The organism is Mesorhizobium tamadayense (genome assembly GCF_003863365.1).
In the GTDB taxonomy this organism is placed as follows: domain Bacteria; phylum Pseudomonadota; class Alphaproteobacteria; order Rhizobiales; family Rhizobiaceae; genus Mesorhizobium; species Mesorhizobium tamadayense.
Map to the genome: position 1 here is coordinate 54328 of NZ_RQXT01000022.1, position 22651 is coordinate 76978.

At 64.2% G+C, this 22651-nt stretch carries 18 protein-coding genes and 1 pseudogene; 11 read left to right on the forward strand and 8 right to left on the reverse strand.

Annotation, left to right across the window (positions count from 1 at the left end; all coding sequences use genetic code 11):
* The first annotated feature begins 11 nt into the window (after positions 1 to 11).
* From EH240_RS18570 to lpxB, 8 genes are all read left to right on the forward strand, one after another.
* Positions 12 to 827 (forward strand): phosphatidate cytidylyltransferase, encoded by an 816-nt coding sequence (locus EH240_RS18570; RefSeq protein WP_125000952.1) that lies wholly within the window; start codon positions 12 to 14, stop codon positions 825 to 827.
* 103 nt (positions 828 to 930) lie between these two features.
* Entirely contained in the window at positions 931 to 2073 is a 1143-nt protein-coding gene (gene rseP / locus EH240_RS18575) for an RIP metalloprotease RseP (RefSeq protein ID WP_125000955.1), read from the forward strand.
* A 218-nt stretch (positions 2074 to 2291) separates the two neighbouring features.
* Positions 2292 to 4664: an outer membrane protein assembly factor BamA gene (gene bamA / locus EH240_RS18580; RefSeq protein WP_125000958.1), complete on the forward strand. Its 2373-nt coding sequence runs from the start codon at positions 2292 to 2294 to the stop codon at positions 4662 to 4664.
* Positions 4665 to 4742: 78 nt separating this feature from the next.
* Positions 4743 to 5798 (forward strand): UDP-3-O-(3-hydroxymyristoyl)glucosamine N-acyltransferase, encoded by a 1056-nt coding sequence (lpxD, locus tag EH240_RS18585; protein ID WP_125000961.1) that lies wholly within the window; start codon positions 4743 to 4745, stop codon positions 5796 to 5798.
* The gene (gene fabZ, locus EH240_RS18590) at positions 5791 to 6252 is read left to right on the forward strand and encodes a 3-hydroxyacyl-ACP dehydratase FabZ (protein WP_095818698.1); all 462 of its coding nucleotides are present in this window, start codon (positions 5791 to 5793) and stop codon (positions 6250 to 6252) included. The genes lpxD and fabZ overlap by 8 nt, the downstream gene beginning before the upstream one ends.
* Before the next feature lie 15 nt (positions 6253 to 6267).
* Positions 6268 to 7107 (forward strand): acyl-ACP--UDP-N-acetylglucosamine O-acyltransferase, encoded by an 840-nt coding sequence (lpxA, locus tag EH240_RS18595; protein ID WP_125000964.1) that lies wholly within the window; start codon positions 6268 to 6270, stop codon positions 7105 to 7107.
* Entirely contained in the window at positions 7104 to 8006 is a 903-nt protein-coding gene (locus EH240_RS18600; protein WP_125000967.1) for an LpxI family protein, read from the forward strand. The genes lpxA and EH240_RS18600 overlap by 4 nt, the downstream gene beginning before the upstream one ends.
* Complete coding sequence (gene lpxB, locus EH240_RS18605; RefSeq protein ID WP_125000970.1) at positions 7996 to 9177, forward strand: lipid-A-disaccharide synthase; 1182 nt, start codon at positions 7996 to 7998, stop codon at positions 9175 to 9177. The genes EH240_RS18600 and lpxB overlap by 11 nt, the downstream gene beginning before the upstream one ends.
* A gap of 73 nt (positions 9178 to 9250) precedes the next feature.
* Here lpxB and gltA read toward each other — a convergent pair whose 3' ends face one another.
* Together gltA and gltX are read right to left on the reverse strand one after the other, a co-directional pair.
* Positions 9251 to 10579: a citrate synthase gene (gene gltA / locus EH240_RS18610; protein ID WP_125000973.1), complete on the reverse strand. Its 1329-nt coding sequence runs from the start codon at positions 10577 to 10579 to the stop codon at positions 9251 to 9253.
* Between the two features lie 181 nt (positions 10580 to 10760).
* A complete protein-coding gene (gltX, locus tag EH240_RS18615; RefSeq protein ID WP_125000976.1) occupies positions 10761 to 12185 on the reverse strand; it encodes a glutamate--tRNA ligase in 1425 nt (474 codons plus the stop codon).
* 479 nt (positions 12186 to 12664) lie between these two features.
* On the opposite strand from gltX, the pseudogene EH240_RS39895 reads away from it, so the two are divergent.
* Positions 12665 to 14041, forward strand: a pseudogene (locus EH240_RS39895) (ComEC/Rec2 family competence protein); the annotation flags it as partial.
* 681 nt (positions 14042 to 14722) lie between these two features.
* On the opposite strand, the gene lexA reads toward EH240_RS39895, so the two are convergent.
* From lexA to EH240_RS18650, 6 genes are all read right to left on the reverse strand, one after another.
* Complete coding sequence (gene lexA / locus EH240_RS18625; RefSeq protein ID WP_125000979.1) at positions 14723 to 15451, reverse strand: transcriptional repressor LexA; 729 nt, start codon at positions 15449 to 15451, stop codon at positions 14723 to 14725.
* A gap of 116 nt (positions 15452 to 15567) precedes the next feature.
* Complete coding sequence (locus tag EH240_RS18630; RefSeq protein WP_125000982.1) at positions 15568 to 16773, reverse strand: molybdopterin molybdotransferase MoeA; 1206 nt, start codon at positions 16771 to 16773, stop codon at positions 15568 to 15570.
* 1 nt (position 16774) lies between these two features.
* On the reverse strand, positions 16775 to 17269 hold the full coding sequence (gene moaC / locus EH240_RS18635; RefSeq protein WP_125000984.1) for a cyclic pyranopterin monophosphate synthase MoaC: 495 nt from the start codon (positions 17267 to 17269) through the stop codon (positions 16775 to 16777).
* 2 nt (positions 17270 to 17271) lie between these two features.
* Positions 17272 to 18084, reverse strand: coding sequence for an indole-3-glycerol phosphate synthase TrpC (gene trpC, locus EH240_RS18640; protein WP_125000987.1), 813 nt, complete (start codon positions 18082 to 18084; stop codon positions 17272 to 17274).
* A 4-nt stretch (positions 18085 to 18088) separates the two neighbouring features.
* Positions 18089 to 19099 (reverse strand): anthranilate phosphoribosyltransferase, encoded by a 1011-nt coding sequence (gene trpD, locus EH240_RS18645; protein WP_125000990.1) that lies wholly within the window; start codon positions 19097 to 19099, stop codon positions 18089 to 18091.
* Positions 19096 to 20988, reverse strand: coding sequence for a peptidyl-prolyl cis-trans isomerase (locus tag EH240_RS18650; RefSeq protein ID WP_125000993.1), 1893 nt, complete (start codon positions 20986 to 20988; stop codon positions 19096 to 19098). Before EH240_RS18650 ends, trpD begins: the two co-directional genes overlap by 4 nt.
* A 144-nt stretch (positions 20989 to 21132) precedes the next feature.
* Here EH240_RS18650 and tpiA point away from each other — a divergent pair, with 144 nt between their 5' ends.
* Positions 21133 to 21900, forward strand: a complete 768-nt coding sequence (tpiA, locus tag EH240_RS18655) for a triose-phosphate isomerase (RefSeq protein ID WP_125000996.1) — start codon at positions 21133 to 21135, stop codon at positions 21898 to 21900.
* A gap of 168 nt (positions 21901 to 22068) precedes the next feature.
* The gene (gene secG, locus EH240_RS18660; RefSeq protein ID WP_125000999.1) at positions 22069 to 22557 is read left to right on the forward strand and encodes a preprotein translocase subunit SecG; all 489 of its coding nucleotides are present in this window, start codon (positions 22069 to 22071) and stop codon (positions 22555 to 22557) included.
* Positions 22558 to 22651: the final 94 nt, after the last annotated feature.

Below are 22651 nucleotides of genomic sequence, written 5' to 3' on the forward strand. Positions count from 1 at the left end.
CGCCGACGTCAATGAGCAATCTCCAGCAACGCGTCATCTCGGCCATCGTGATGGCGGCCGTTACGCTGACGCTCACCTGGCTCGGCGGGCTGCCGTTCCGCCTGTTCTGCGCCTTCCTCGCCTGCACCATTTTCTACGAATGGTCGCGCATGTCGCGCCCTGCTACCGGCGGCAGCCTGGGCTTTCTGCCGGAGGCGCTGCTGCTGGTTTTTGTCGGCACCTTGATTGCCGGCGTGCCGGCGGTCTGGCTGTCGATCCTTGTGGTGGCGCTGGTCGTCATCACCGCCGCCGGCGCTCAGATGCGCGGAACGACGCCTTGGGACGCAGCCGGCCTGGCCTATGCGTCTCTCTCCGGCCTATCGCTGGCGCTGTTGCGTGGCAGCGACCATGCCGGCCTGATCGCCATCCTCTTTCTGTTCGCGGTGGTCTGGGCAACCGACATCGCGGCCTATTTCGTCGGTCGCGCCGTCGGCGGGCCGAAGCTCGCGCCATCGATCTCGCCGGGCAAGACTCAGAGCGGCGCGATCGGCGGCGCCATCGGTGGCGTGGTCGCCGGATTGCTGCTGGCAATCGCGGCCAGGGCGGACAATCTCGTCATGCTCGGTTTCGTGGCGCTGGCGCTCTCGATAGTCTCGCAGATCGGGGACCTGTTCGAATCATGGGTCAAGCGCCGGCATGGCTGCAAGGATTCGAGCAATCTGATTCCAGGCCACGGCGGCGTCATGGACAGGGTGGATGGGCTTGTCGCGGCGGCTTTCGCCCTGTACGTCATCGGTTGGATCGCGGCGGGCGCCGACCATCCGGCATTGGGGCTGTTTCCGAACTGAACGGCGTCGCCAACGGGCGAAAAACGACGCATGCCACGGATTCGCCCGGATTGATGCCACAGTCGCGGCGGACGCTCGCGCTGGGCGAATTTGAGGGCATGACTTGAACGAGATTCTTCACGCGCTCTTCAGCACGCAGGGCTTTGTCCTCGGCACCCTCGTGCCGTTCCTGTTCGTGCTCACCGTCGTGGTGTTCGTCCATGAGATGGGCCACTATCTCATCGGCCGCTGGTGCGGCATCGGCGTGAAGGCTTTTGCCATCGGCTTCGGCCCGGAACTCTTCGGTTTCAATGACCGCCACGGCACGCGCTGGAAGCTCTGCGCCATTCCGCTCGGCGGCTATGTCAAATTCGTCGGCGACATGAACGCGACATCGAGCCAGCCGAGCGCCGAAGACCTCGAATCGCTGACCGAGGCCGAGCGCCGGGTCGCCTTCCACACGCAGCCGATCTGGAAACGCGCGGCAACCGTTGTTGCCGGACCGCTGTTCAATTTCCTGCTGACGATCGCCGTGTTCGCGGTGCTGTTTTCGCTCTACGGCCGTCCGGTGATGGAGCCGATGGTGGCCGAAGTGACCGCCGGCAGTCCGGCGGCGCGGGCAGGCATCCAGCCCGGCGACCGATTCGTCAAGGTCGACGGCAACAAGGTGGGGACCTTTGCCGACGTTCAGCGCCTGGTCTCGGGCCGCGCCGGCGACGCCATCACTTTCACCATGTTGCGCGACGGCAAGGAAATCACCGTCACCGCGACGCCGGAGCCCATGGAGCAGCAGGACGCGCTGGGCAACAAGGTCAAGGTCGCGATCATCGGCGTCGCCAACAACGCCGAGCTGGGGCAGCCGCGCCTGGTCTCCTACACGCCCGCAGGCGCGCTGGCGGCGGCAGTCGAGGAAACCGGGCATGTCATCGAGCGCACCGGCCAGTTCCTGAAGCGGTTTGTCATCGGGCGTGAGGATAAATGCCAGCTGGGCGGACCGATCAAGATCGCAAAAATGTCGGGTCAGGCGGCCAAGCTCGGCTTCGAGTGGCTGGTGCAGCTTGTTGCATTCCTGTCAGTCGGAATAGGAATTCTCAATCTTCTGCCGATTCCCCCCCTCGACGGGGGCCACCTCTTGTTCTACGGCGTGGAGGCCGTCATAAGGCGGCCCGTGTCGGAGCGGATGATGGAGATGGCCTACCGGGCCGGTCTCCTTCTGGTGCTCGGGTTCATGGGCTTCGTTTTTTGGAATGACCTGTTTGGGTGCTGAAATCATGAAGAAATTTGGCTTCGACCCCGACCGTATTGAGACGCCGTTTACCATGCGTGGGGATATGCGTGACGCGAAAGCCACGCATCAGGGTTAAGTAAATACAAATTAACCGGGAGCCTTGCGTGTAGGGAAAATCCGGTTAATACGGTAGGGGAAAATACCGCACGTCCGGTTTTCTCGCCGTGGGGACTACGAGAAAAAGGTACAAAAGCCCGATGAAGGCAGCATCCAAGTTTCTGAGCGCCGCGTCCGCGGCGGCTTTGTCCGCCGCCCTGGTTTTGCCAGGCGCGCTCGCAGTGCAGTTCGTTGCCACATCGGTAGCCGAAGCAGCAGTTGTCAGCAGGGTCGAGGTCAGCGGCAACCAACGTGTCGATGCCGAAACCATCCGCAATTACATTTCGATCAAGCCCGGCAAGGCGTTTTCGAGCGCCGATATCGACAGCGCGGTGAAGGCTCTGTTCGGCACCGGGCTGTTCTCGGACGTCCAGATCAATCAAGTCGGCTCGACGCTGGTCGTCAAGGTTTCCGAATACAAGGTCGTCAATCAGGTTCTGTTCCAGGGCAACAAGAAGCTCAAGGACAACGCGCTCCAGGCTGCCATCCAGCTGAAGCCGCGCGCGACCTTCTCGCAGCAGGCGCTCGATGCCGACGTCGAGGCTGTCAAGGCCGCCTATCGGCGCATCGGCCGCGACGACGCCGCCGTGACCACCCAGATCATGGATCTCGGCGACAATCGCGTGAACGTGGTCTTCAACATCAATGAAGGCGGCCGCACGCAGATCGCGGCCATTAATTTCGTCGGCAACAGCGCCTTTTCCAGCCGTCGCCTGTCGGACGTTATCAACACCAAGCGTTCGTCCTGGCTTTCGTTCGTGCTGCGCGACGACGTCTATGACGAGGACAAGCTGCGCGCCGACCAGGAGTTGCTGCGCCGCTTCTACTACAATCACGGCTATGCCGACTTCCAGGTCGTTTCCGCCGTCGGCGAGCTCGACGACACCACGAACAAATACACCGTCACGATCACCGTGCAGGAAGGCGAGCGCTACACCTTCGGCGACATCAGCGTCGAGAGCACCATTCCCGAAGTCGACTCCAAGGCGCTGGAATCGGTGGTCGAGACCCACAAGGGCGATGTCTACAACGCCAAGGACGTCGAGGATTCGATTGTCGCTCTGACGGAGAAGGTCGCCGGTTCGGGCTACGCCTTTGCCCAGGTGACGCCGCGTGGCGATCGCAATTTCGAAAACCACACGATTTCGGTCGTCTACACCATCGACCAGGGCACCAAAGCCTATGTCGAGCGCATCGAAATCCGTGGCAACGACCGCACGCGCGACTATGTCATCCGCCGCGAATTCGACGTCAGCGAAGGCGACGCCTTCAACCAGGTCCTCATCCAGCGCGCGAAGAAGCGGCTGGAAGCGCTGGATTACTTTGAAAAAGTCGATATCTCGACTGTTCCCGGGTCGGCCCCGGACCAGGTCGTCCTGGTCGTTGACGTGGTCGAGAAGTCGACCGGTGAGTTCTCGGTCGGCGCCGGCTATTCGACCGGCGGCGACACGCCAGGCCCGTCCGTCGAAGGCTCGATCACCGAGCGCAACTTCCTCGGCCGCGGCCAGTACATCAAGCTGTCGGCCGGCGGCGGCAAGCATTCGCGCGACTACTCCCTCTCCTTCACAGAGCCATATTTCCTCGGCCGGCGCATCGCGGCCGGGTTCGATATCTACAAGTCGACCCGCGAGTACGATCACTACGACAGTGACGTCACCGGCGCGACCATCCGCTTCGGTCTGCCGATCACCGACAACATCTCGACGCAGCTGGCGTATAATATCGCCCAGGAAAAGTATAAGTTGGCCGACGGCTGCGATGATAATGGCGATGGTATTCCCGACGCAGACTGCAATGTCTCCCAGGCAATCCTAGACGGCATCGAACAAAGCCCTTGGCTGAAATCGTCGGTCAGCCTCGGGCTGGTCTACAACACCATCGATGACATGAAGAACCCGCATGAGGGTCTTTACATCACTGGCACGACCGAGGTCGCTGGTCTCGGTGGCGACGCCAAGTGGGTGAAGTTGACCGGGCGCGCAAGCGTGTACCAAACCTTGTCCGAGCAGCTCGACCTGGTCGGCCTGGTGTCGGGTGGCGCCGGCTATATCGCGGGCTACGGCAATGGCGATCTGCGCATTTTCGACCACTTCCAGAGCAATGACCGCATGATCCGCGGTTTCGCCTATGGCGGCATTGGTCCTGTGGCTGCTGGAACCAGTGGTGACCATCTCGGCGGCACGACCTATTTCAATGCCTCTGCGGAAGCGCAGTTCCCGTTGCCGGTCATTCCGGAAAGCTTCGGATTGCGTGGCGCGGTGTTCGCCGACGCGGCAACACTCTATGGCAATAAGCTCGATCCGACTTTGATCAAGGCGGGATCGGCTGACATGCATTTGCGTGCTTCCGTCGGTGTCGGCCTGATGTGGGCGTCGCCGTTCGGCCCGATCCGCATCGACTATGCGATCCCGGTCGAGAAACAGCCGGGCGACGACGTGCAGGAATTCAACTTCGGCATAGCGACTCGTTTCTAATCCGCGGGTTACGATGTTTCCGGGCTGCCTGACGGCCCGGAATAGACTGATCCGACCTAGCTGGATAATGTTTGTGGAATGACCGATCCGGTGTTCTTCGCGCCTTCACGCCGGTATACGGCTAGCGAGGTCGCGAATCTGACCGGCGCCAATCTCGTTGATGCCTCGCAGGCCGATATCGCCATCGAAGCGCTGGCGCCCGCCAATGAGGGCGGCGAAGGTGCGCTTGTCTTCGTCGACGGCAAGCGCAATTTCGCTTTGATGCAGGCGCTCAAGGCGGCTGCCGTGCTGTGCCCTGCAGACTTTGCCAACAGAGCCCCGCAAGGGGTTGCGGTGCTGGTGCATCCGCGACCGCAGCAGGCATTCGCCATGGTCGGGCGGCTGCTCTTTCCGCACGCCGCCACTCCAGGGCCGATGACTGGCGAAACCGGCATTTCGCCGCAGGCTTATATCGATCCGTCCGCGCATGTCGAAGCCGGTGCGATCGTGGAGGCAGGCGCCGTGATCGGTCCCGACGCTTCCGTCGGCGCAGGCACGGTCGTTGCGCCCCACGCCGTCATTGGCCGCTCCTGCAGAATAGGCCGCGATGGTTACGTCGGTCCGGGCACCAGCATCCAATATGCCTTGATCGGCAACCGTGTCATCATTCACGGCGGCGCAAGGATCGGCCAGGACGGTTTCGGCTTCGTGGCCGGCGCCAAGGGACCTGAGCGCGTGCCGCAGATCGGCCGCGTCATCATCCAGGACGACGTCGAGATCGGCTCCAACTCGACCGTCGACCGCGGCGCGATGTCCGACACCGTTATCGGACAGGGCACCAAGATCGACAATCTGGTGCAGATCGCCCACAATGTTCGGATCGGCCGCAATTGCATTATAGCCGGGCTTTCGGGTATTTCCGGTTCCGTTGTCGTGGGCGACAACGTCACGATGGGTGGCGGTGTCGGCCTCGCCGATCATTTGACCATTGGTCCGGGAGCCAAGCTTGCTGCGAGAAGTGGATTCATGAGCAACGTGCCGGCGGGCGAGGTCTGGGGAGGCTATCCGGCGCAGCCGATGGCGGAAGCCATGCGCGAGATCGCGATGCTGCGCAGGTTGGCCAGGACGCGCAAGCAGGGCGACGGAAATGGCTGACATGGTTGCGACGACACTCGAGGCGGTCGACATAATGGGGCTCATGAAGCTCCTGCCGCACCGCTATCCGTTCCTGCTGATCGACCGCATCGTCGATATCGATGGCGACGAGTCCGCGGTCGGCATTAAGAACGTGACCATCAACGAACCGCATTTCCAAGGCCATTTCCCGCAACAGCCGGTGATGCCGGGCGTGCTCATCATCGAGGCCATGGCCCAGACCGCGGGCGCGATCTGCATCCGCAGCCTCAACACGGAAAAGCCGTCGCTGGTCTATTTCATGACCATCGACAACGCGAAGTTCCGCAAGCCGGTCGTTCCAGGCGATCAGCTCAGAATCCACGTCAAGAAAATCAAGAAGCGCGGCAACCTGCTGAAATTCGCCTGCGAGGCGATGGTGGATGGCGCAAAGGCCGCCGAAGCTGAGGTTTCAGCTATGATGGTCACCGGCTGACGGTTCGAAATGCTCATGAAAGTTCAGACTTCAATCCATCCTTCCTCGGTCGTCGAAGAAGGGGCCCGGCTCGGCGAAGGCGTCCGCATCGGGCCGTTCTGTCATGTGAGCGCCGACGCGGTGATCGGCGACCGTGTCGAATTGGTCAGCCACGTCTCGGTGATGGGCGCGACCAGCATCGGCGCCGCGACCAAGGTCTATCCTATGGCGATCCTAGGTGGCCCGCCGCAGAACACAAAGCATAAGGGCGGCCGCACCACGCTGGTCATCGGCGAGAACTGCACGATCCGCGAAGGCGTCACCATGCACCTCGGCACCGATTCCAGCCGTGGTGAGACGACCGTGGGCGACAACGGCAATTTCCTTGCCTATGCCCACATCGCCCACGATTGCGTCGTCGGCAAGAACGCCACTTTTGCCAACGGGGCAACGCTCGGCGGACATTGCGAGATCGGCGACAACGTCTATATCGGCGGCCTCAGCGCCGTTCATCAATTCGTGCGTGTCGGCGACAACGCCTTTCTTGGCGGGTGCTCGGCCTTTGTCGGCGACGTCATCCCCTATGCCATTGCCGTCGGCAATCGCGCCAGCCTGCGCGGCCTCAACATCGTCGGCCTGAAGCGCTCCGGCCTGGCGCGCTCTGAAATCTACCTACTGCGCAAGGCCTACAGGACGATTTTCGACCGCTCCCGGACCGTTGGCGAGAATGTGGAAATCGCCAAGGCGGAATTCGCTTCGTCGCCGACGGCCATGAAGATCATCGATTTCATCACCAGCCGCGGCAAGCGGCACTATGCCGTCCCGTCGCTCAAGGGTGGCGGCGACGATGACAATGGCGATGACGAGGGGCGATGACGAGGGCTGAGCCCGCCGAAGCAAGGCTTGCACTCGCGCCGGGCTCCAGGGTCGGCATCATTGCCGGTGGCGGCAGCCTGCCGGTCGAAGTGGCCGAAGGCCTGGTCAGGCAGGGACACCCGCCTTTCATCATCCTGGCCGAAGACGAGGTGGACCGCGAAGCGGACTTTGCCGGCTACGAGCAGGCGACGCTCGCGCTGGAAGACATCGGGTTGCTGCTGCCCTTGCTGAAACGCCAAGGCATCAGCCACCTGGTTCTGGCCGGCGAGATCAGGCGCAGGCCACGGCTGACCAAGATACGCCCGACTCTCGGTCTGCTGGCGATAATTCCCTCAGTGATCATGGGGCTGGCGCGCGGCGACGACGGGCTTTTGAAGGTCCTTACGCGCGTGCTGGAAAAGCGCGGCGTCACGGTCGTCGGCGCGCATGAGATCGTTCCGGAGCTCACCGCCGGCGAGGGCACACTCACGACCAAGGAACCAAAGCAATCGGATTGGCGCGATATCGAGGCGGGCCGCGCGGCGGCCAAGGCCATCGGAGCGCTGGACATCGGCCAGGCGGCGATCGCGATCGGAGGAAGGGTGATCGCGCTGGAAGGCATCGAAGGCACCAAGGGCCTGCTCGAAAGGACACGCGAATTGCGCGGCCACGGCAGGCTCGCCGGAAGGACGCGCGGCGTTCTCGTCAAATGCACCAAGCCTGGCCAGGAATTGCGCGCCGACTTGCCTTCGATCGGCCCGCAGACGGTCGAGGCCGCGCATGACGCGGGCCTGGCTGGCATAGCCGTCGAGGCGGGCCGCTCGCTCATTCTCGAAGGCCCAGAGACGTTGTCGCGGGCCAATGCGCTTGGCTTGTTCATCGTCGGGTTCCCCGCAACGGAGCCGGCTGATGGTCGCTGAGAAGCCGCTCAAGATCGCCATCGTCGCCGGCGAGGAATCCGGCGACCTGCTCGGCGCCGACATCGTGCGCGCGCTGGACAAGACCACCGGCCGTAAGATCCAGCTTGTCGGCATTGGCGGCCGGCATCTGCGGGAACTGGGGCTGACACCGCTCTTCGACGGCAGCGAGATCGCGCTGATGGGCTTCAGCGCCGTTTTACGCGACCTGCCGCGGCTGATGCGGCGGATCAGCCAGACGGCGGCCACCATCGCGGCGGAGCGGCCGGACTGCCTGATCACCATCGACAGCCCCGACTTTTCGTTGCGTGTCGCCAAAAAAGTCCGCGCCGCGGCGCCCGCTATCCCGATCGTCCACTATGTCTGCCCGAGCGTGTGGGCATGGCGGTCGGGCAGGGCGGTGGCAATGAAGCCCTATGTCGATCACATCCTCTGCATCCTGCCTTTCGAAGTGAAGGCGCTTGCCCGTCTTGGCGGGCCGCCCGGCACCTATGTCGGCCACCGGCTGACGCAGGATCCCGGGGTCCTTGGCGCCGCCCAGGCGCAGGGCTTGCCGCGCGACCTGTCGGAGGATCGCGTCAAGACGTTGCTCGTGCTGCCTGGATCGCGTCGCGGCGAGGTGCGCAGGCTGATCGCGCCGTTCGGCAAGACGATATCGGTCCTGCATCAGCGCGGTCACCGGTTGCGCCTGCTGCTGCCGACGGTGCCGCATGTCGCCGACCTAGTCAGGACATCGGTCGCGAGTTGGGACGAGAAGCCCGAGATCATCACCGATCCGGAGCGCAAATGGCAGGCCTTCGGCAAGGCCGATGCGGCTTTGATCGCGTCCGGAACGGTTTCGCTGGAGCTGGCGCTTTCCGGAGTTCCGATGGTCTCCAGCTACAAGCTTGATCCGATCGCCAGGCAATTGCTGCATCATCTCGTGACGACGTGGTCGGCGCTGCTGCCCAATCTGATCGCCGATCGGGCGCTGGTGCCGGAGTTCTACGATCAATATGTCAGGCCGGAGAACTTGGCGCGTCAGCTGGAGGCGCTGTTCGCCGACACCGGCATGCGTGCCTGGCAGAAGGCAGGCTTCGGCGAGATCGCCAGGCGCATGGCGACCGAGAGGCCGTCTGGCGAGATTGCCGCCGAAGTGGTGATGGGGTGTATCAAAAGAGCGAATAGGGGGTAGCGAATAGCGAGTAGGGGGTCGGGTGCCGACCAGCGCCCGCTGCCTTCTGTCCCTATTCGCTATTCGCTGAAACTTACCTTTTCGCAATCGGCACGTAATCGCGTTCGGTGGCGCCGGTGTAGAGCTGGCGCGGGCGGCCGATCTTCTGGTGCGGATCCTCGATCATTTCCTTCCACTGCGCGATCCAGCCGACGGTGCGGGCAACCGCAAACAGCACCGTGAACATGGTGGTGGGGAAGCCCAGCGCCTTCAGCGTGATGCCGGAATAAAAGTCTACGTTCGGATAGAGCTTCTTCTCGATGAAGTACTCGTCCGTCAGCGCGATCTTTTCCAGCTCCATGGCGATGTCGAGCAGCGGATCGTCCTTGATACCGAGCTCGCCCAGCACCTCATGCGCGGTCTTCTGCATGATCTTGGCGCGCGGGTCGTAGTTCTTGTAGACGCGGTGGCCGAAGCCCATCAGCCGGAACGGATCGTTCTTGTCCTTGGCGCGGGCAATGAACTCCGGGATGTTGTCGACATGGCCGATCTCGCCCAGCATGTTGAGGGCCGCCTCGTTGGCGCCGCCATGCGCCGGGCCCCACAGGCAGGCGATGCCGGCAGCGATGCAGGCGAACGGGTTGGCGCCCGAAGAACCGGCAAGACGGACGGTCGAGGTCGAGGCGTTCTGCTCGTGGTCGGCGTGCAGTATGAAGATGCGCTCCATGGCGCGCGCCAGCACCGGATTGATCTTGTACTCCTCGCACGGCACGGCAAAGCACATATGCAGGAAGTTGGCGGCGAAGTTCAGCTCGTTCTTCGGATAAATGAAGGGCTGGCCGATGTGGTATTTATACGCCATCGCCGCGATCGTCGGCATCTTGGCGATCAGCCGCATCGAGGCGACCATGCGCTGGTACGGGTCCGAGATGTCGGTCGAGTCGTGGTAGAAGGCCGACAGCGCGCCGACCACGCCGCACATGACCGCCATCGGATGCGCGTCGCGGCGGAAGCCGGTGAAGAAGCGCGACATCTGCTCGTGCACCATTGTGTGGCGCGTCACGCGGTAGTCGAAGTCGTCCTTCTGCGCCTTGGTCGGCAGCTCGCCATAGAGCAGCAGGTAGCACACCTCGAGGAAGTCGCCGTGCTCGGCAAGCTGGTCAATCGGATAGCCGCGATGCAGCAGGATGCCGGCGTCGCCGTCGATGAAGGTGATCGCCGACTCGCAACTCGCCGTCGAGGTGAAGCCGGGATCGTAGGTGAAGGCGCCGGTGGTGCTGTAGAGTGCGCCGATGTCGATGACGTCAGGCCCGGTCGAGCCGCTTCGCACCTTGAATTCATGGGTCTTGCCGGCGAGTTCGAGCCTGGCGATCGACTCACTCGCCTTGCCGCCCGGTCCCAATTTTGTCGCAGCTTCGCTCATTGCAAACTCCTTTATGTTTCCTCATGCCGGCAAGGCAATTCCTGCAAACGACACGTCGAAATCACCGGAATGCGCGAACTTGCCACCGCATTTTAGGAGGTGCGTGCCAGATTGGGCCAAGGCCTAATGTTGCACTGCGAAACACACCTTTCAATGCCAATCTTCTTGGGCCAGTTCGCGCCTAATCGATTTGATCTCCAATCCGCGCCAGGCTTTCCTCGCGCCCCAGCACGGCAAGCACGTCGAACACACCGGGCGAGGTGCTGCGGCCGGTAAGCGCGGCTCGGAGCGGCTGCGCCACGGCGCCGAGCTTGTGGCCGCCGGCCTGCGCAAAGTCGCGGATCGCAGCCTCCGCCGACGCCGCGCTCCATTCGCCGGAGATCGTCGCGAGCGCGGCATGGGCGCCGCGCAGAATGGCGCGCGCGTCACCGCCAAGCAATCCAGCGGCCTTCTCGTCAATCTGCAGGGGCCGCTCGGCGAACAGGAAGGCAGCCCCGTCCACGAGCTCGACCAGCGTCTTTGCCCGCTCCTTGAGGCCGGGCAGGGCGGCAAGCAGCTGTGCCTTGCGCCTGTCATCGAGCTTAGCCGCGAGCGCCGGGCCGCCTTCGAGATAGGGCAAGGTGGCGACGAAGTGGTCGAAGAGAGCCTTGTCGTCCATGTTGCGCATGTGCACGCCGTTCAGCGCCTCGAGCTTGGCGAAGTCGAAGCGCGCTGCGCCCTTGTTGACGTCGCCGATGTCGAACCAGGCGATCATGTCCTTGATCGACATCACCTCGTCGTCGCCATGGCTCCAGCCGAGCCTGGCCAGATAGTTGAGCAGGGCTTCCGGCAGATAGCCCATCGCGCGATAGGCCTCGACGCCGAGCGCGCCGTGGCGCTTCGACAGCTTGGCGCCGTCGGCGCCATGGATCAGCGGGATGTGCGACATCGACGGCACGGTCCAGCCCATGGCATTGTAGATCACGGTCTGGCGCGCCGCGTTGGTCAGGTGGTCATCGCCGCGGATGATGTGGGTGACACCCATGTCATGGTCGTCGACGACGACGGCATGCATGTAGGTTGGGTTGCCGTCCGAGCGCAGGATGATGAAATCGTCGAGATCCTTGTTCGGGAAGCGCACCTCGCCCTGCACACGATCGTGAACGACGGTCTCGCCCTCGATCGGCGCCTTGATGCGGATGGCGCCCTTGACGCCCGGAGGTGCCTCGGACGGGTCGCGGTCGCGCCACTTGCCGTTGTAGCGGGGCGGCAGGCTCTTGGCGCGCGCCGCCTCGCGCATGGCCTCGAGCTCGGCCGGCGTCTCGTAGCTGTAATATGCCTTGCCCAGGCGCACCAGCTCCTCGGCCACCTCTCGGTGGCGCGGGGCGCGCTCGAACTGCGATACAGCCTCGCCGTCCCATGACAGGCCGAGCCAGGTCAGTCCGTCCAGAATGGCGGCCGTCGCCGCCTCGGTGGAACGCTCGCGGTCGGTATCCTCGATGCGTAGCAGCATCGTGCCGCCCGTATGCCTGGCGTAGAGCCAGTTGAACAGCGCCGTGCGCGCGCCGCCGATGTGCAGGTAGCCGGTGGGCGAGGGGGCAAAACGGGTGACGACCTTGTCGGACATGAAACTCTCAGGGTGGCACTGAAAACGGGCGTGATTGCGCGGACTTCGCGCGGTCGGCGTTCATGTAGCATAGGGGGTCTGGGGCGCAAGGGGCAGACCCGATGGCAAGACGCGGCCGGGGCGCGGAGGAGGGCGAGGGGACGACGGCTGGCGAGCGCCTGCTGTTTGCCGGCACTGCGCCTGTTGAAGCGGCACCGGTTCTGCTCCCGGAGCGACGCCCGCCTGCGGAGGTTCTGTCGCCCGACGGCGCCGCTGCCCGCCCGACTTCTCCGCCGGCAACCATCGACCGGATCCGCAGGCAGTTCCGGCGCGCCTCGTTTTCCGCGTTTCGCCGGAGCGTCGCCGAAGCCGCCACCACCGAGCTCGACCGCGGCATCGTCTTCCTGCTGGTGCCGGTGTTCCTGGCCGCCGGCGTGATCCTCTATTTTTCCGTGAACGCCGAGCCGGATCTCTACAGGCCGCTGGCGGCGGTAGCGCTGATGGCCGTATGCGCGGCGGCTTCCCGCTCCTGGCCGAGGACACATCTCGTTTTCATGGCGGCGCTGTTTTGCGCGTTGGGCTTTGTCGCCGCGAAGGTCGAGACATGGCGGGCCGCAACGCCGATGCTCGGCTCCGAAATCCAGACAAGGCTGACGGGGCGCGTCGTCATCGCCGAGGAAATGGCCAATGGCCGCGTCAGGCTGACCATCGACCTCATCTCGACCGCGCATCCGAAGCTGCGCTACGCGCCGGACCGCGTCAGGGTCTCGGCGCGCAGGATCCCGGCCGACATGAAGGCTGGGTCGCTGGTGACGGGTTATGCACGGCTTTTGCCGCCGACCGGGCCGGTCCGCCCCGAAAGCTATGATTTTTCGTTCGACAGCTATTTTTCCGGCATTGGCGGCAGCGGCTTTTTCCTCGGCGATCCGAAAATCATTCCCACAGCCGACCCGCCCGCTGCCCCGAGCATCGCCTCGACGATCGAGAACGCGCGCGAAAACATTGCCGATCACATCAGAAGCACCGTCGGCGGACCCGAAGGCGAGATTGCCGCAGCCCTGATCGTGGGTATTCGCGCCGGCATTCCCGAGGACATCAACGAAGCGATGCGGCGGACGGGCATCTACCACATCATCTCGATTTCGGGCCTGCACATGGCGCTGGTCGCCGGCACGATCATGCTTCTGCTGCGCGGCGCCTTCGCCCTGTTTCCGGATTTCTCCTCGCGGCGCCCCGTGAAGAAATATGCCGCGGCCATCGCGCTTATCTCGATCGCCGCATATCTCGTCATCTCCGGCGTGGTGGTCGCCGCCGAGCGAAGCTTCATCATGCTGGCCGTCATGTTGATCGCCGTGCTGTTCGACCGCGCGGCGCTGACGATGCGCAAGCTGGCGTTCTCGGCCATCGCCGTCATCCTGGTGTCGCCGCATGAAGTGGTCGGCCCAAGCTTCCAGATGTCGTTCGCCGCGACAGCTGCCCTTGTCGGCGCTTATGCCGGCTGGGCCGACTACCGCGCCGGCAAGGTGATGGCGCCGCCGGCAAAGCGGTCGTTCCTGCAATTCCTGTCGCGCAAGCTGGCGGTCGGAGCGGGTGGCGCTGCCATGACGTCGATCATTGCCGGAAGTGCCACGGCACTTTTTGCCATCTGGCATTTCCAGCGCGTCTCGCCGCTCAGCCTGCTGGCCAATCTGGCGATCATGCCGATCGTTTCGTTAATCGTCATGCCGTTTGCCGTCCTAAGCGCGTTGGCGATGCCATTCGGCCTCGATGGTCCGTTCCTCTATGTTATGGGCAAGGGCCTGACGGCGATGATCGCGATCTCGGCGTGGATTTCGCAGTGGTCGCCGGTCGATGCCGTGGGGCTGATCTCGATCCATTCGGTGCTGCTGGCGACAATCGCGCTCGTCATCGCCACGATGGCGACCATCTGGCTCAGGCTGGCTGCAATCCCTTTCGCAGTTGCGGCCTTGCTGACCATTCCGCAGGTGCGCACGCCGGACGTGCTGATCTCCGAGGACGCGCATCTGGTGGCGATGCCGATCGGCGGCGGCGAACTCGCCATCAACTGTGCCAGCGCCAACGAGTTCACCACCGACAACTGGAAACGCGCGCTCAAGGCCGAGGAAATCGTGCCGCCGGAGACGTTCGCCAAAGAGGCGCTGGACATCGCCGATCCGGTCGACCTGCCGCCTGGCTCGCCCTTTTACTGCACCGGCGATCTCTGCATTGGCCGGCATCCGTCCGGCGCGATCGTCGCGCTGGCGGAAAATCGCAACAGCGCCAGACCGGCCTGCGGCTTCGCCGATCTCATCGTCATCAACGACGCTACGGGCTACAATCCTTGCCGCGATCCACGCGTTCTCGTCGTCACCAAGCGCCAGCTCGCTCGCGACGGCAGTGCTGCCGTCTTCTTCGACCCGCAATCGGCAACGGCGCGAGCCGCCATCCAATATGCCGTCGAAAAACCGTACCGCCCCTGGCACGAACAGCGGCGCTACTCGCGCGAGGCTAGCGCCCTACAAGAGGCCCGAAAAGCCGGAGGCCAAGCCACAACCGGCTCAGTAGCGGCGAATGAGCCCCACCAGCTTGCCCTGAACCTTGACGCGGTCGGGTCCGAAGATGCGGGTCTCATAGGCCGGGTTGGCGGCTTCGAGCGCGATCGAGGCGCCCTTGCGGCGGAAGCGCTTCAGCGTCGCCTCCTCGTCGTCGACCAGCGCCACTACGATCTCGCCCGGGCTTGCCGTGTTGGCATTGCGTATGATGACGGTGTCGCCGTCGAAGATGCCGGCCTCGATCATCGAGTCGCCCTTGACTTCAAGCGCGTAGTGCTCACCGCCCGTAATCATATCCGGCGGCACCGTGATCGAATGCGTCTGGTGCTGGATGGCGTCGATCGGCACACCGGCGGCGATGCGGCCCATCACAGGGATGGACACGGCCGAAACGGCGTCGTCGTCATTGCTGGGCGTGCGGGAGGACGCCGCGGGCTTGATCTGCCTGCCGAGGTTGCCTTGGCCGCCCTGGATGACGCTGGGAGAGAATTTCCTCGCCGCATTCAGCCCGGGCGCGATTGAATCGGGCAGCCGCAGAACCTCAAGGGCGCGCGCCCGGTTTGGCAGCCGGCGAATGAAACCGCGCTCCTCCAGCGCTGTGATCAAGCGGTGGATGCCCGACTTCGAGGCAAGGTCGAGCGCTTCCTTCATCTCGTCGAAAGACGGCGGAATGCCGCTTTCCTTGAGACGTTCGTGGATGAACATCAGAAGTTCATGTTGCTTGCGCGTCAGCATGGCAGCCCCCAGCGGGTCCTGAAACCAGAATCAGAAAACAAACCCAGAACAAACACTATCTGTTCCAGTTGTGTTCCGCAACCGTTTAAAGTTTAGTGAATGTGTTGACGTTTTGTTCAGCGTAACATCAGAACGCTGCATTCGTCGCCGGCTTCAGCCGCCGGTGCGAAGGGTTGGCGCACGATCAGGCCATTGGCGTCGGCCAGCGTCCTCAGCATCGAGGAATCCTGGATGCTGAACGGTGTAGCGACCAGTTGTCCGGCCTCCTCGCGCACGACGGCCCGCACATAGTCCTGCCTGAGATCATTGGCGCGCATCGCGGCAGCCAGCCGTGCCGTGCGAACGTCCTGCCGATAGTCGCGGCCGCCAAGGCGCGCCATAAGCGGCTTCAGGAACAATTGCGAGCAGACAAGGCTTGCCACCGGATTGCCGGGCAGGCCGATGCAGCGGATGTCGCCAAGCCGGCCAAACATCAACGGTTTGCCGGGTCGCATGGCGATCTTCCAGAAATCGAGCTTCATGCCTTCGCCGGTCAGCACGTCATGGATCAGGTCATGATCGCCGACCGAGGCGCCGCCGAGGGTGACGATGATGTCGGCGCCGGCTGAGACCGCTTTCTTGACCAGAGCCGCGATCGCGTCCTGCCGGTCGGCGGCGATGCCGAGATCGAGCGCGCGCGCTCCAACCGACCGGGCCGTGGCTGTGACACCATAGGCATTCGACGAGATGATCTGGTCGGGGCCAAGTTCGCTGCCCGGCGGCAGCAGTTCATCGCCCGTAGCGATGATGGCAACCAGCGGCCGACGCACCACGTTGAGGCTCGGGTGGTTGGCGGACGCCGCCAGCGAAAGCGCCGCCGGATCGAGCAGGCGGCCTTTTTCGAGGAGTGTGTCGCCCTGGCCGAAGTCCAGCCCGCTTCGGCGGACGTTGCGTCCTTCCGTTGTCGGCTCGGTCACTTCGATGCTGCCGCCGCTGAGGTCGCGGACATTCTCCTGAATGACGACGGTATCGGCGCCTTCGGGGAGCGGCGCGCCGGTGAAGATGCGCACGGCCTCGCCCTTGCCGACGGAGCCGGCGAAGCCGCGTCCGGCGGGCGCGGTACCGATCACGGAGAGCCGCGCCGGCACCGAGGCCACGTCCGCAAAGCGTGCGGCATAGCCGTCCATCGCCGACGCGTTGAACGGTGGCTGCGTGCGCAGCGCCACCACCGGTTCGGCCAGCACCCGGCCTGCCGCATCGGCCAGCGGAACGCTTTCACCGGGCAGCGCGGTCGCGCCATCCAACAGGCGCTCGAGCGCCTCGGCGACCGGAACCAGCGCCATCTTAAGGACCTGCCCCGGATTTTACTGACTTGTAGTCGCCCGACTTGCCGCCGGTCTTCTCAACCAGCCTGATGCCGGAAATCACCATGGCGCGATCCGCCGCCTTGGCCATATCGTAGATGGTGAGGCAGGCGACCGACGCCGCGGTCAGCGCCTCCATTTCCACCCCGGTCTTGCCGGTGACCCGGGCAAGCGCGGTCACCTTCAAGCCTGGGAGCGCGCGGTCGGGCTCGATATCGACGGCGACCTTGATGAGAAGCAGGGGATGGCAGAGCGGGATCAGCTCATGCGTCTTCTTGGCTGCCATGATGCCGGCGATGCGGGCGGTGCCCAGCACGTCGCCTTTCTTGGCATCGCCCGCCAGGATCATCTCCAGCGTTTCCGGCTGCATGGAAACAAAACCTTCGGCGATTGCCGTGCGCGTCGTCTCGGCTTTGTCGCCGACATCGACCATGTTGGCTTCGCCCTTGGCGCCGAGATGGGTGAGGGCAGGCATCCTCAAACGGCCTCGGCCGGCGCCTTGCCCGTAAGCAGCAGCTCGGTCGCGGCAGCCACATCTGCCTGCCGCATCAGGCTCTCGCCGACGAGGAAGGTGCCGATTCTGCTCTTCTCCAGCCGGCGGCAGTCCTGATGGGTGAAGATGCCGCTCTCGCTGACCAGCAGCCGGTCGGCCGGCACCATCGCTGCAAGCCGTTCCGAAACGTCGAGGCTGGTCTCGAACGTCCTCAAATTGCGGTTGTTGATGCCGATCAGCCGTGACGAGAGGCGAAGCGCGCGCTCCATCTCCTGCTCGTCATGCACCTCGACCAGCGCGTCCATGCCGAGCTCGAAGGCCGTCGCTTCGAGCTCACTGGCTAAAGCGTCGTCGACGCTTGCCATGATGATGAGGATCGCGTCCGCGCCCCACGCCCGCGCCTCGTGGACCTGGTATGGGTCGAAGAGGAAATCCTTGCGCAAAGCGGGCAGGCCGACTGCGGCGCGCGCGGCGGTCAGAAAGCCTGGCGCGCCCTGGAAGGACGGAGCGTCGGTCAGCACCGAAAGGCAGGCAGCACCGCCTTGCTGATAGGCCCTGGCGAGCGCCGGCGGGTCGAAATCGGCGCGGATCAAACCCTTGGAAGGACTTGCCTTCTTGATCTCGGCGATCAGCGCGAAGCCGCCGGCCTTCCGCTTGGCTTCGAGCGCCGCAAGGAAACCGCGCGGCGGTTCTGCATCTTTCGCCCTGGCCTTGACATCGGCAAGCGGCACGCTGAGCTTCGCCGCGGCGATCTCTTCGCGCTTGTAGGCTTCGATCTTGCGCAGGATATCGGACAAAGTTCTAACCGTTCGAAATCTCGATGAGCTTGTCGAGCACCGCAAGCGCCCGGCCGCTGTCGATGGCTTGCGCGGCGGCTTCAATGCCGTCGGCAAGCGTCGTCGCCTTGCCGGCCACCACCAGCCCGGCGCCGGCATTCATCAGCACCGTATCGCGATAGGCGCCGGCATCGCCGCCCAGCATATCGCGCAATGCCTTGGCGTTATAGGCCGCATCGCCGCCGCGCAGCTCTTCCTTGCCGTGCCGCTTCAGTCCCACCGCTTCGGGGGTGAGCGTGAAGCTGCGGATCTCGCCACCGGCGAGCTCGGCCACCAGCGTCTCGCCGGTGGTGGTGATCTCGTCATATCCGTCGCCATGAACGACCCAGGCGTGATCGGCGCCGAGCGCCTTCAGCGTCTCGGCCACGGGCATGATCCACTCCGGCAGGAAGACGCCGACCATCTGGCGGCTGACGCCGGCCGGGTTGGACAGCGGCCCGAGCAGGTTGAAGATCGTGCGTGTGCCGAGCTCGACCCGGGTCGGGCCGACATGCTTCATCGCCGGATGATGCGCCGGCGCAAACATGAAGCCGACGCCGGCCTCGTGGATGCAAAGGCCGATCGTCTCCGGCGAGATGTCGATCTTGACGCCGAGCGCCGTCAGCACGTCGGCCGAACCGGTCAGCGAGGACAGGCCGCGATTGCCATGCTTGGCTACCGGGACGCCGGCCGCCGCGATGACGAAGGCCGAAGCGGTCGAGATGTTGACGCTGTGCGAATTGTCGCCTCCGGTGCCGACGATATCGATGGCGCCTTGCGGGGCCTCGACGCGCAGCATCTTGGCGCGCATCGTGGCGACCGCGCCGGAGATCTCGCCGACCGTCTCGCCGCGCACGCGCAGCGCCATCAGGAAACCGCCGATCTGGCCGGGCGTCGCGTCGCCCGACATGATGATGTCGAAAGCCTCGCGTGCCTCCTCGAAGGAGAGCGCCGCGCCGGTGGCGACCTTAGCTATGTGTGTCTTGAGAGCGCTCATCGTGTCTGTGCTTGGGAAACGGCGGCCGGATCGATGCGAACGTCATACTGCGACTGCAGCTGCGCCACCAGCTGGTCGAGCAGGTCGTCGGATATGCCGGCGCTGAAAGATTTCTGCGCGTCTTCCGGGACCGAGCTGCCGTCGGCGCCGGCCGGTTCGAAGACTTCGGCGACCTTGAACAGGATCTGGCCGTCGCCGGTGGGCGAGGGGATCAGACCCGTACCGCCTTCGCCGACGCCGAACATGGCAGCCGCACCCTCCTTGCCGAAATCGGCGTCGTCGGCTTCGCGCTTCAGGCCTCGCTTAGTCTGCTTCTCGAACTTCAGCTCGCCTGCGATGACGTCCAGCGTCGCGCCGGCCTTGAGGCGCTTTTCCAGCTCCTGCGCCCTCGCGTCGAGCCGCTTGTCGGTCTCGGCGGCCGTCCAGTCGGCCGCCACCTTCTGGCGGACTTCGTCCAACGTGCGGTCGCGCGCCGGCGTGATCGACTGGACTTCATAGAAGACGAAGCCGTTGTCGGCGGTGGTCAGGCCTTCATTCTCCGTGTTCGGCTCGGCCTCGAAGACCGCCTTGATGAGATCCGCCGATTGCGGCAGGTCGTTGACGATTGTGCCGTCCGGCCGCTGGCCGGTGCGGTCGATGGCGTCGACGGTGACGACCTTGAGCTTCAGCTTCTCGGCGGCCTGGGTAAGCGAGGCGCCGGAGGCGCGGGTGTCCTCGTAGCTGTCATGCACATCCAGCAGCACGCGGCTCGCCTCGCCGAGCGCCAGGTCCTTGCGGATCTGATCGGACACTTCGGAGAGCGGCTTCACTACCTGCGGCTTGATCTCGGTGACGCGCAGCAGAACCGGGCCGAAAACGCCCTGAACCACCGGGCTGACCTCGTTGGCGTTGAGCGAGAAAGCCGCGTCGGCCACCGCCTTGTCGGCAATCTTGTCCTTGGCCAGCGTGCCGAGCAGTGTGTCGGCCTGGGTCTTGCCCTCGGCGGCGACGATCTTGTCGAAGGTGGCGCCGGTTTTCAGTGAATCATAGGCCGCCTTGGCCGCGTCCGGCGTCTTGAACACCAACTGTTCGATGGTGCGCATTTCCGGCGTGGTGTAGCGCGCCTTGTTCTTGTTGTAGTCGTCGGCGACCTGCTGGTCGGTCACCGCGGTCGGGTCCATGATGTCCTGCGGCTCAAGCCGTGCATAGGAGAACTTGCGGTACTCCGGCGCGGCGTAGTTCTTCTTGTTGGCTTCGAAATAGGCTTTCAGCGCGCTGTCGGCCGGCGCCTCGATCGGCTGCACCAGCGTCTTCGGCAGGACGAGATAGTCGATCGTGCGGTCCTCGCCGCGATAGAGCGCGACCGCCTTCAGGAAGGTCTGAGGCGCCTTGAGGCCATCGGAAATCGCCTCGACGATCTGCTGGCGAACCGCCACCTGCGAGCGGTTCTTAAGATAGTCCTCCGGCCGCATGCCCACCTCGCGAAGCAGATATTCGAAGGTTCTGCGATCGAATTGGCCGCCTGGACCCTTGAAGGCCGGGTCCTCGCGCGTCAGTTCGGCCAGCCGGTCCTTGGAAAGGCCAAGCCCGAGCTTGCGGGCCTGCTCGTCGAGCACGGCGCCTGAAACGAGCTGCGCCAGCACCTGGTTGTCGAGGCCGAGGAGCTTCGCCTGCTCATGCGTGATGCGCTGGCCATATTGCTGCGACAAGAGGTTGATCTGGCGATCGTAGGCGAGGCGGTACTCATTGATCGAAACCGTCGTGCCGCCGGCGGTGATCACCGAATGATGGCCGGCCAAGGTTCCCGACAGGCGCCCGGAAATGCCCCAGACGGCAAAGCTCACCACCAGCAAGGACAGCAACGCCTTCGCGACCCAGGTGCCCGCCGCGCTTCTCAATAAACTAAGCATGCTTACTTCCGATTTTTGCGCATTTTCGCATGCGCCGAGTTTGAAACAAGCGCAATAGCGTCCTTCCGGCCCACTGTCGATTGCTTTGTGGCCTGATTTTGGTAGTGAGGGCGCTGCCTTATGTCGCCTGGAGAACCCGACCCCATGACCCCTGGAATCCGTCCGCTCGTTGCCGGCAACTGGAAAATGAACGGTACCAGCGCCTCGCTCAACGAGCTGAGGATGATCGGCAACGGTTTCATGAGCGGGCTCGATGCGGAGACGGAAGCATTGGTCTGCGTGCCGGCGACCTTGCTTCACCAAGCTGCCGAGATCCTTTCGCGCACGCCGGTCCGCGCCGGCGGCGAGGATTGCCATCCCAAGGAGAGCGGCGCCTACACGGGCTGCATTTCAGCTGAAATGCTCAAGGATGCCGGCGCCAGCCATGTCATCGTCGGCCATTCCGAATGCCGCGAGCAGAGCGGGGAAGATGATGCGATGGTCCATGCCAAGGCCTCTGCCGCCTGGCGCGCAGGGCTGGTGGCCGTCATCTGCATCGGCGAGACGCGCGCCGAGCGCGAGGCGGGCGCGACGCTCGATATATTATCGCGCCAGCTCGACGGTTCCGTGCCGCCGAGCGCCACCGCCGCCAACACGATCGTCGCCTACGAGCCCGTCTGGGCGATCGGCACCGGCCTGACGCCGACCGCCGCCGACGTCGCCGAGGCGCATGCGCATATACGCGGCAAGCTGATCGCGCTGCTCGGCGATGCCGCGGCCAGGATGCGCATTCTTTATGGCGGTTCGGTCAAGCCGTCCAATGCGGTGGAACTGCTTGGCGTCGAGAATGTCGATGGCGCGCTGGTCGGCGGCGCTAGCCTGAAGGCGGCCGACTTCCTCGCCATCGCGGAAGCCTATATGAACATCTCATAGCCGCTGACGAGCGCCGGAGCGGCAGGGACGCGGCCAAATCGTTGCAATGGCCGCATTGCTCCCCATATTCCGGCCACGGGCTTGGAAATGCCGCCAAAGCATTGTAAGGAGCCGCCTCCAAATCATCGGTCGTATGCGCGGCCGCGACCGGCCACGCCAGGATAAATTATGGAAACCGTACTGATCGTCGTTCACCTTATGGTCGTGCTCGCCCTTGTCGGCGTGGTGCTGCTGCAGCGCTCCGAAGGCGGCGGCCTCGGCATCGGCGGCGGTTCCGGTTTCATGACGGCGCGGGGCGCCGCCAATGCGCTTACACGCGCAACGGCAATCCTGGCCGCGGCTTTCTTCGTGACTTCGCTGGCGCTCTCCATCATCGCCCGCTACGGCGAGAAGCCGATCGACATTCTCGACCGCACTCCGGCGTCGACTGCCGGCAAGGGCGTGCTCAACCAGTTGCCGGGCACCAACGGTCCGGTGGGAAGCTCGCAGCCTGCGGCTCCGTCGGGCAACACGACGACCACGACTCCGCTGTCGAATGGCGGCACCACCACGGCTCCGGCCACCGCTCCCGCCACGCCGGCGCCTGCGAATCCGACCACGCCGCCGGCCACGAACGGCGTTACCTTGCCGGTCACCCCGCAGGTTCCGAACCAGTAGTCGGGCAAGTTTGCAGCCGCTATCTGTTGTTCTTTGAACACAGTCGCGGCAAATGCCGCTCGATCACGAAGATTCAACCGGGCGTAGCGCCTCG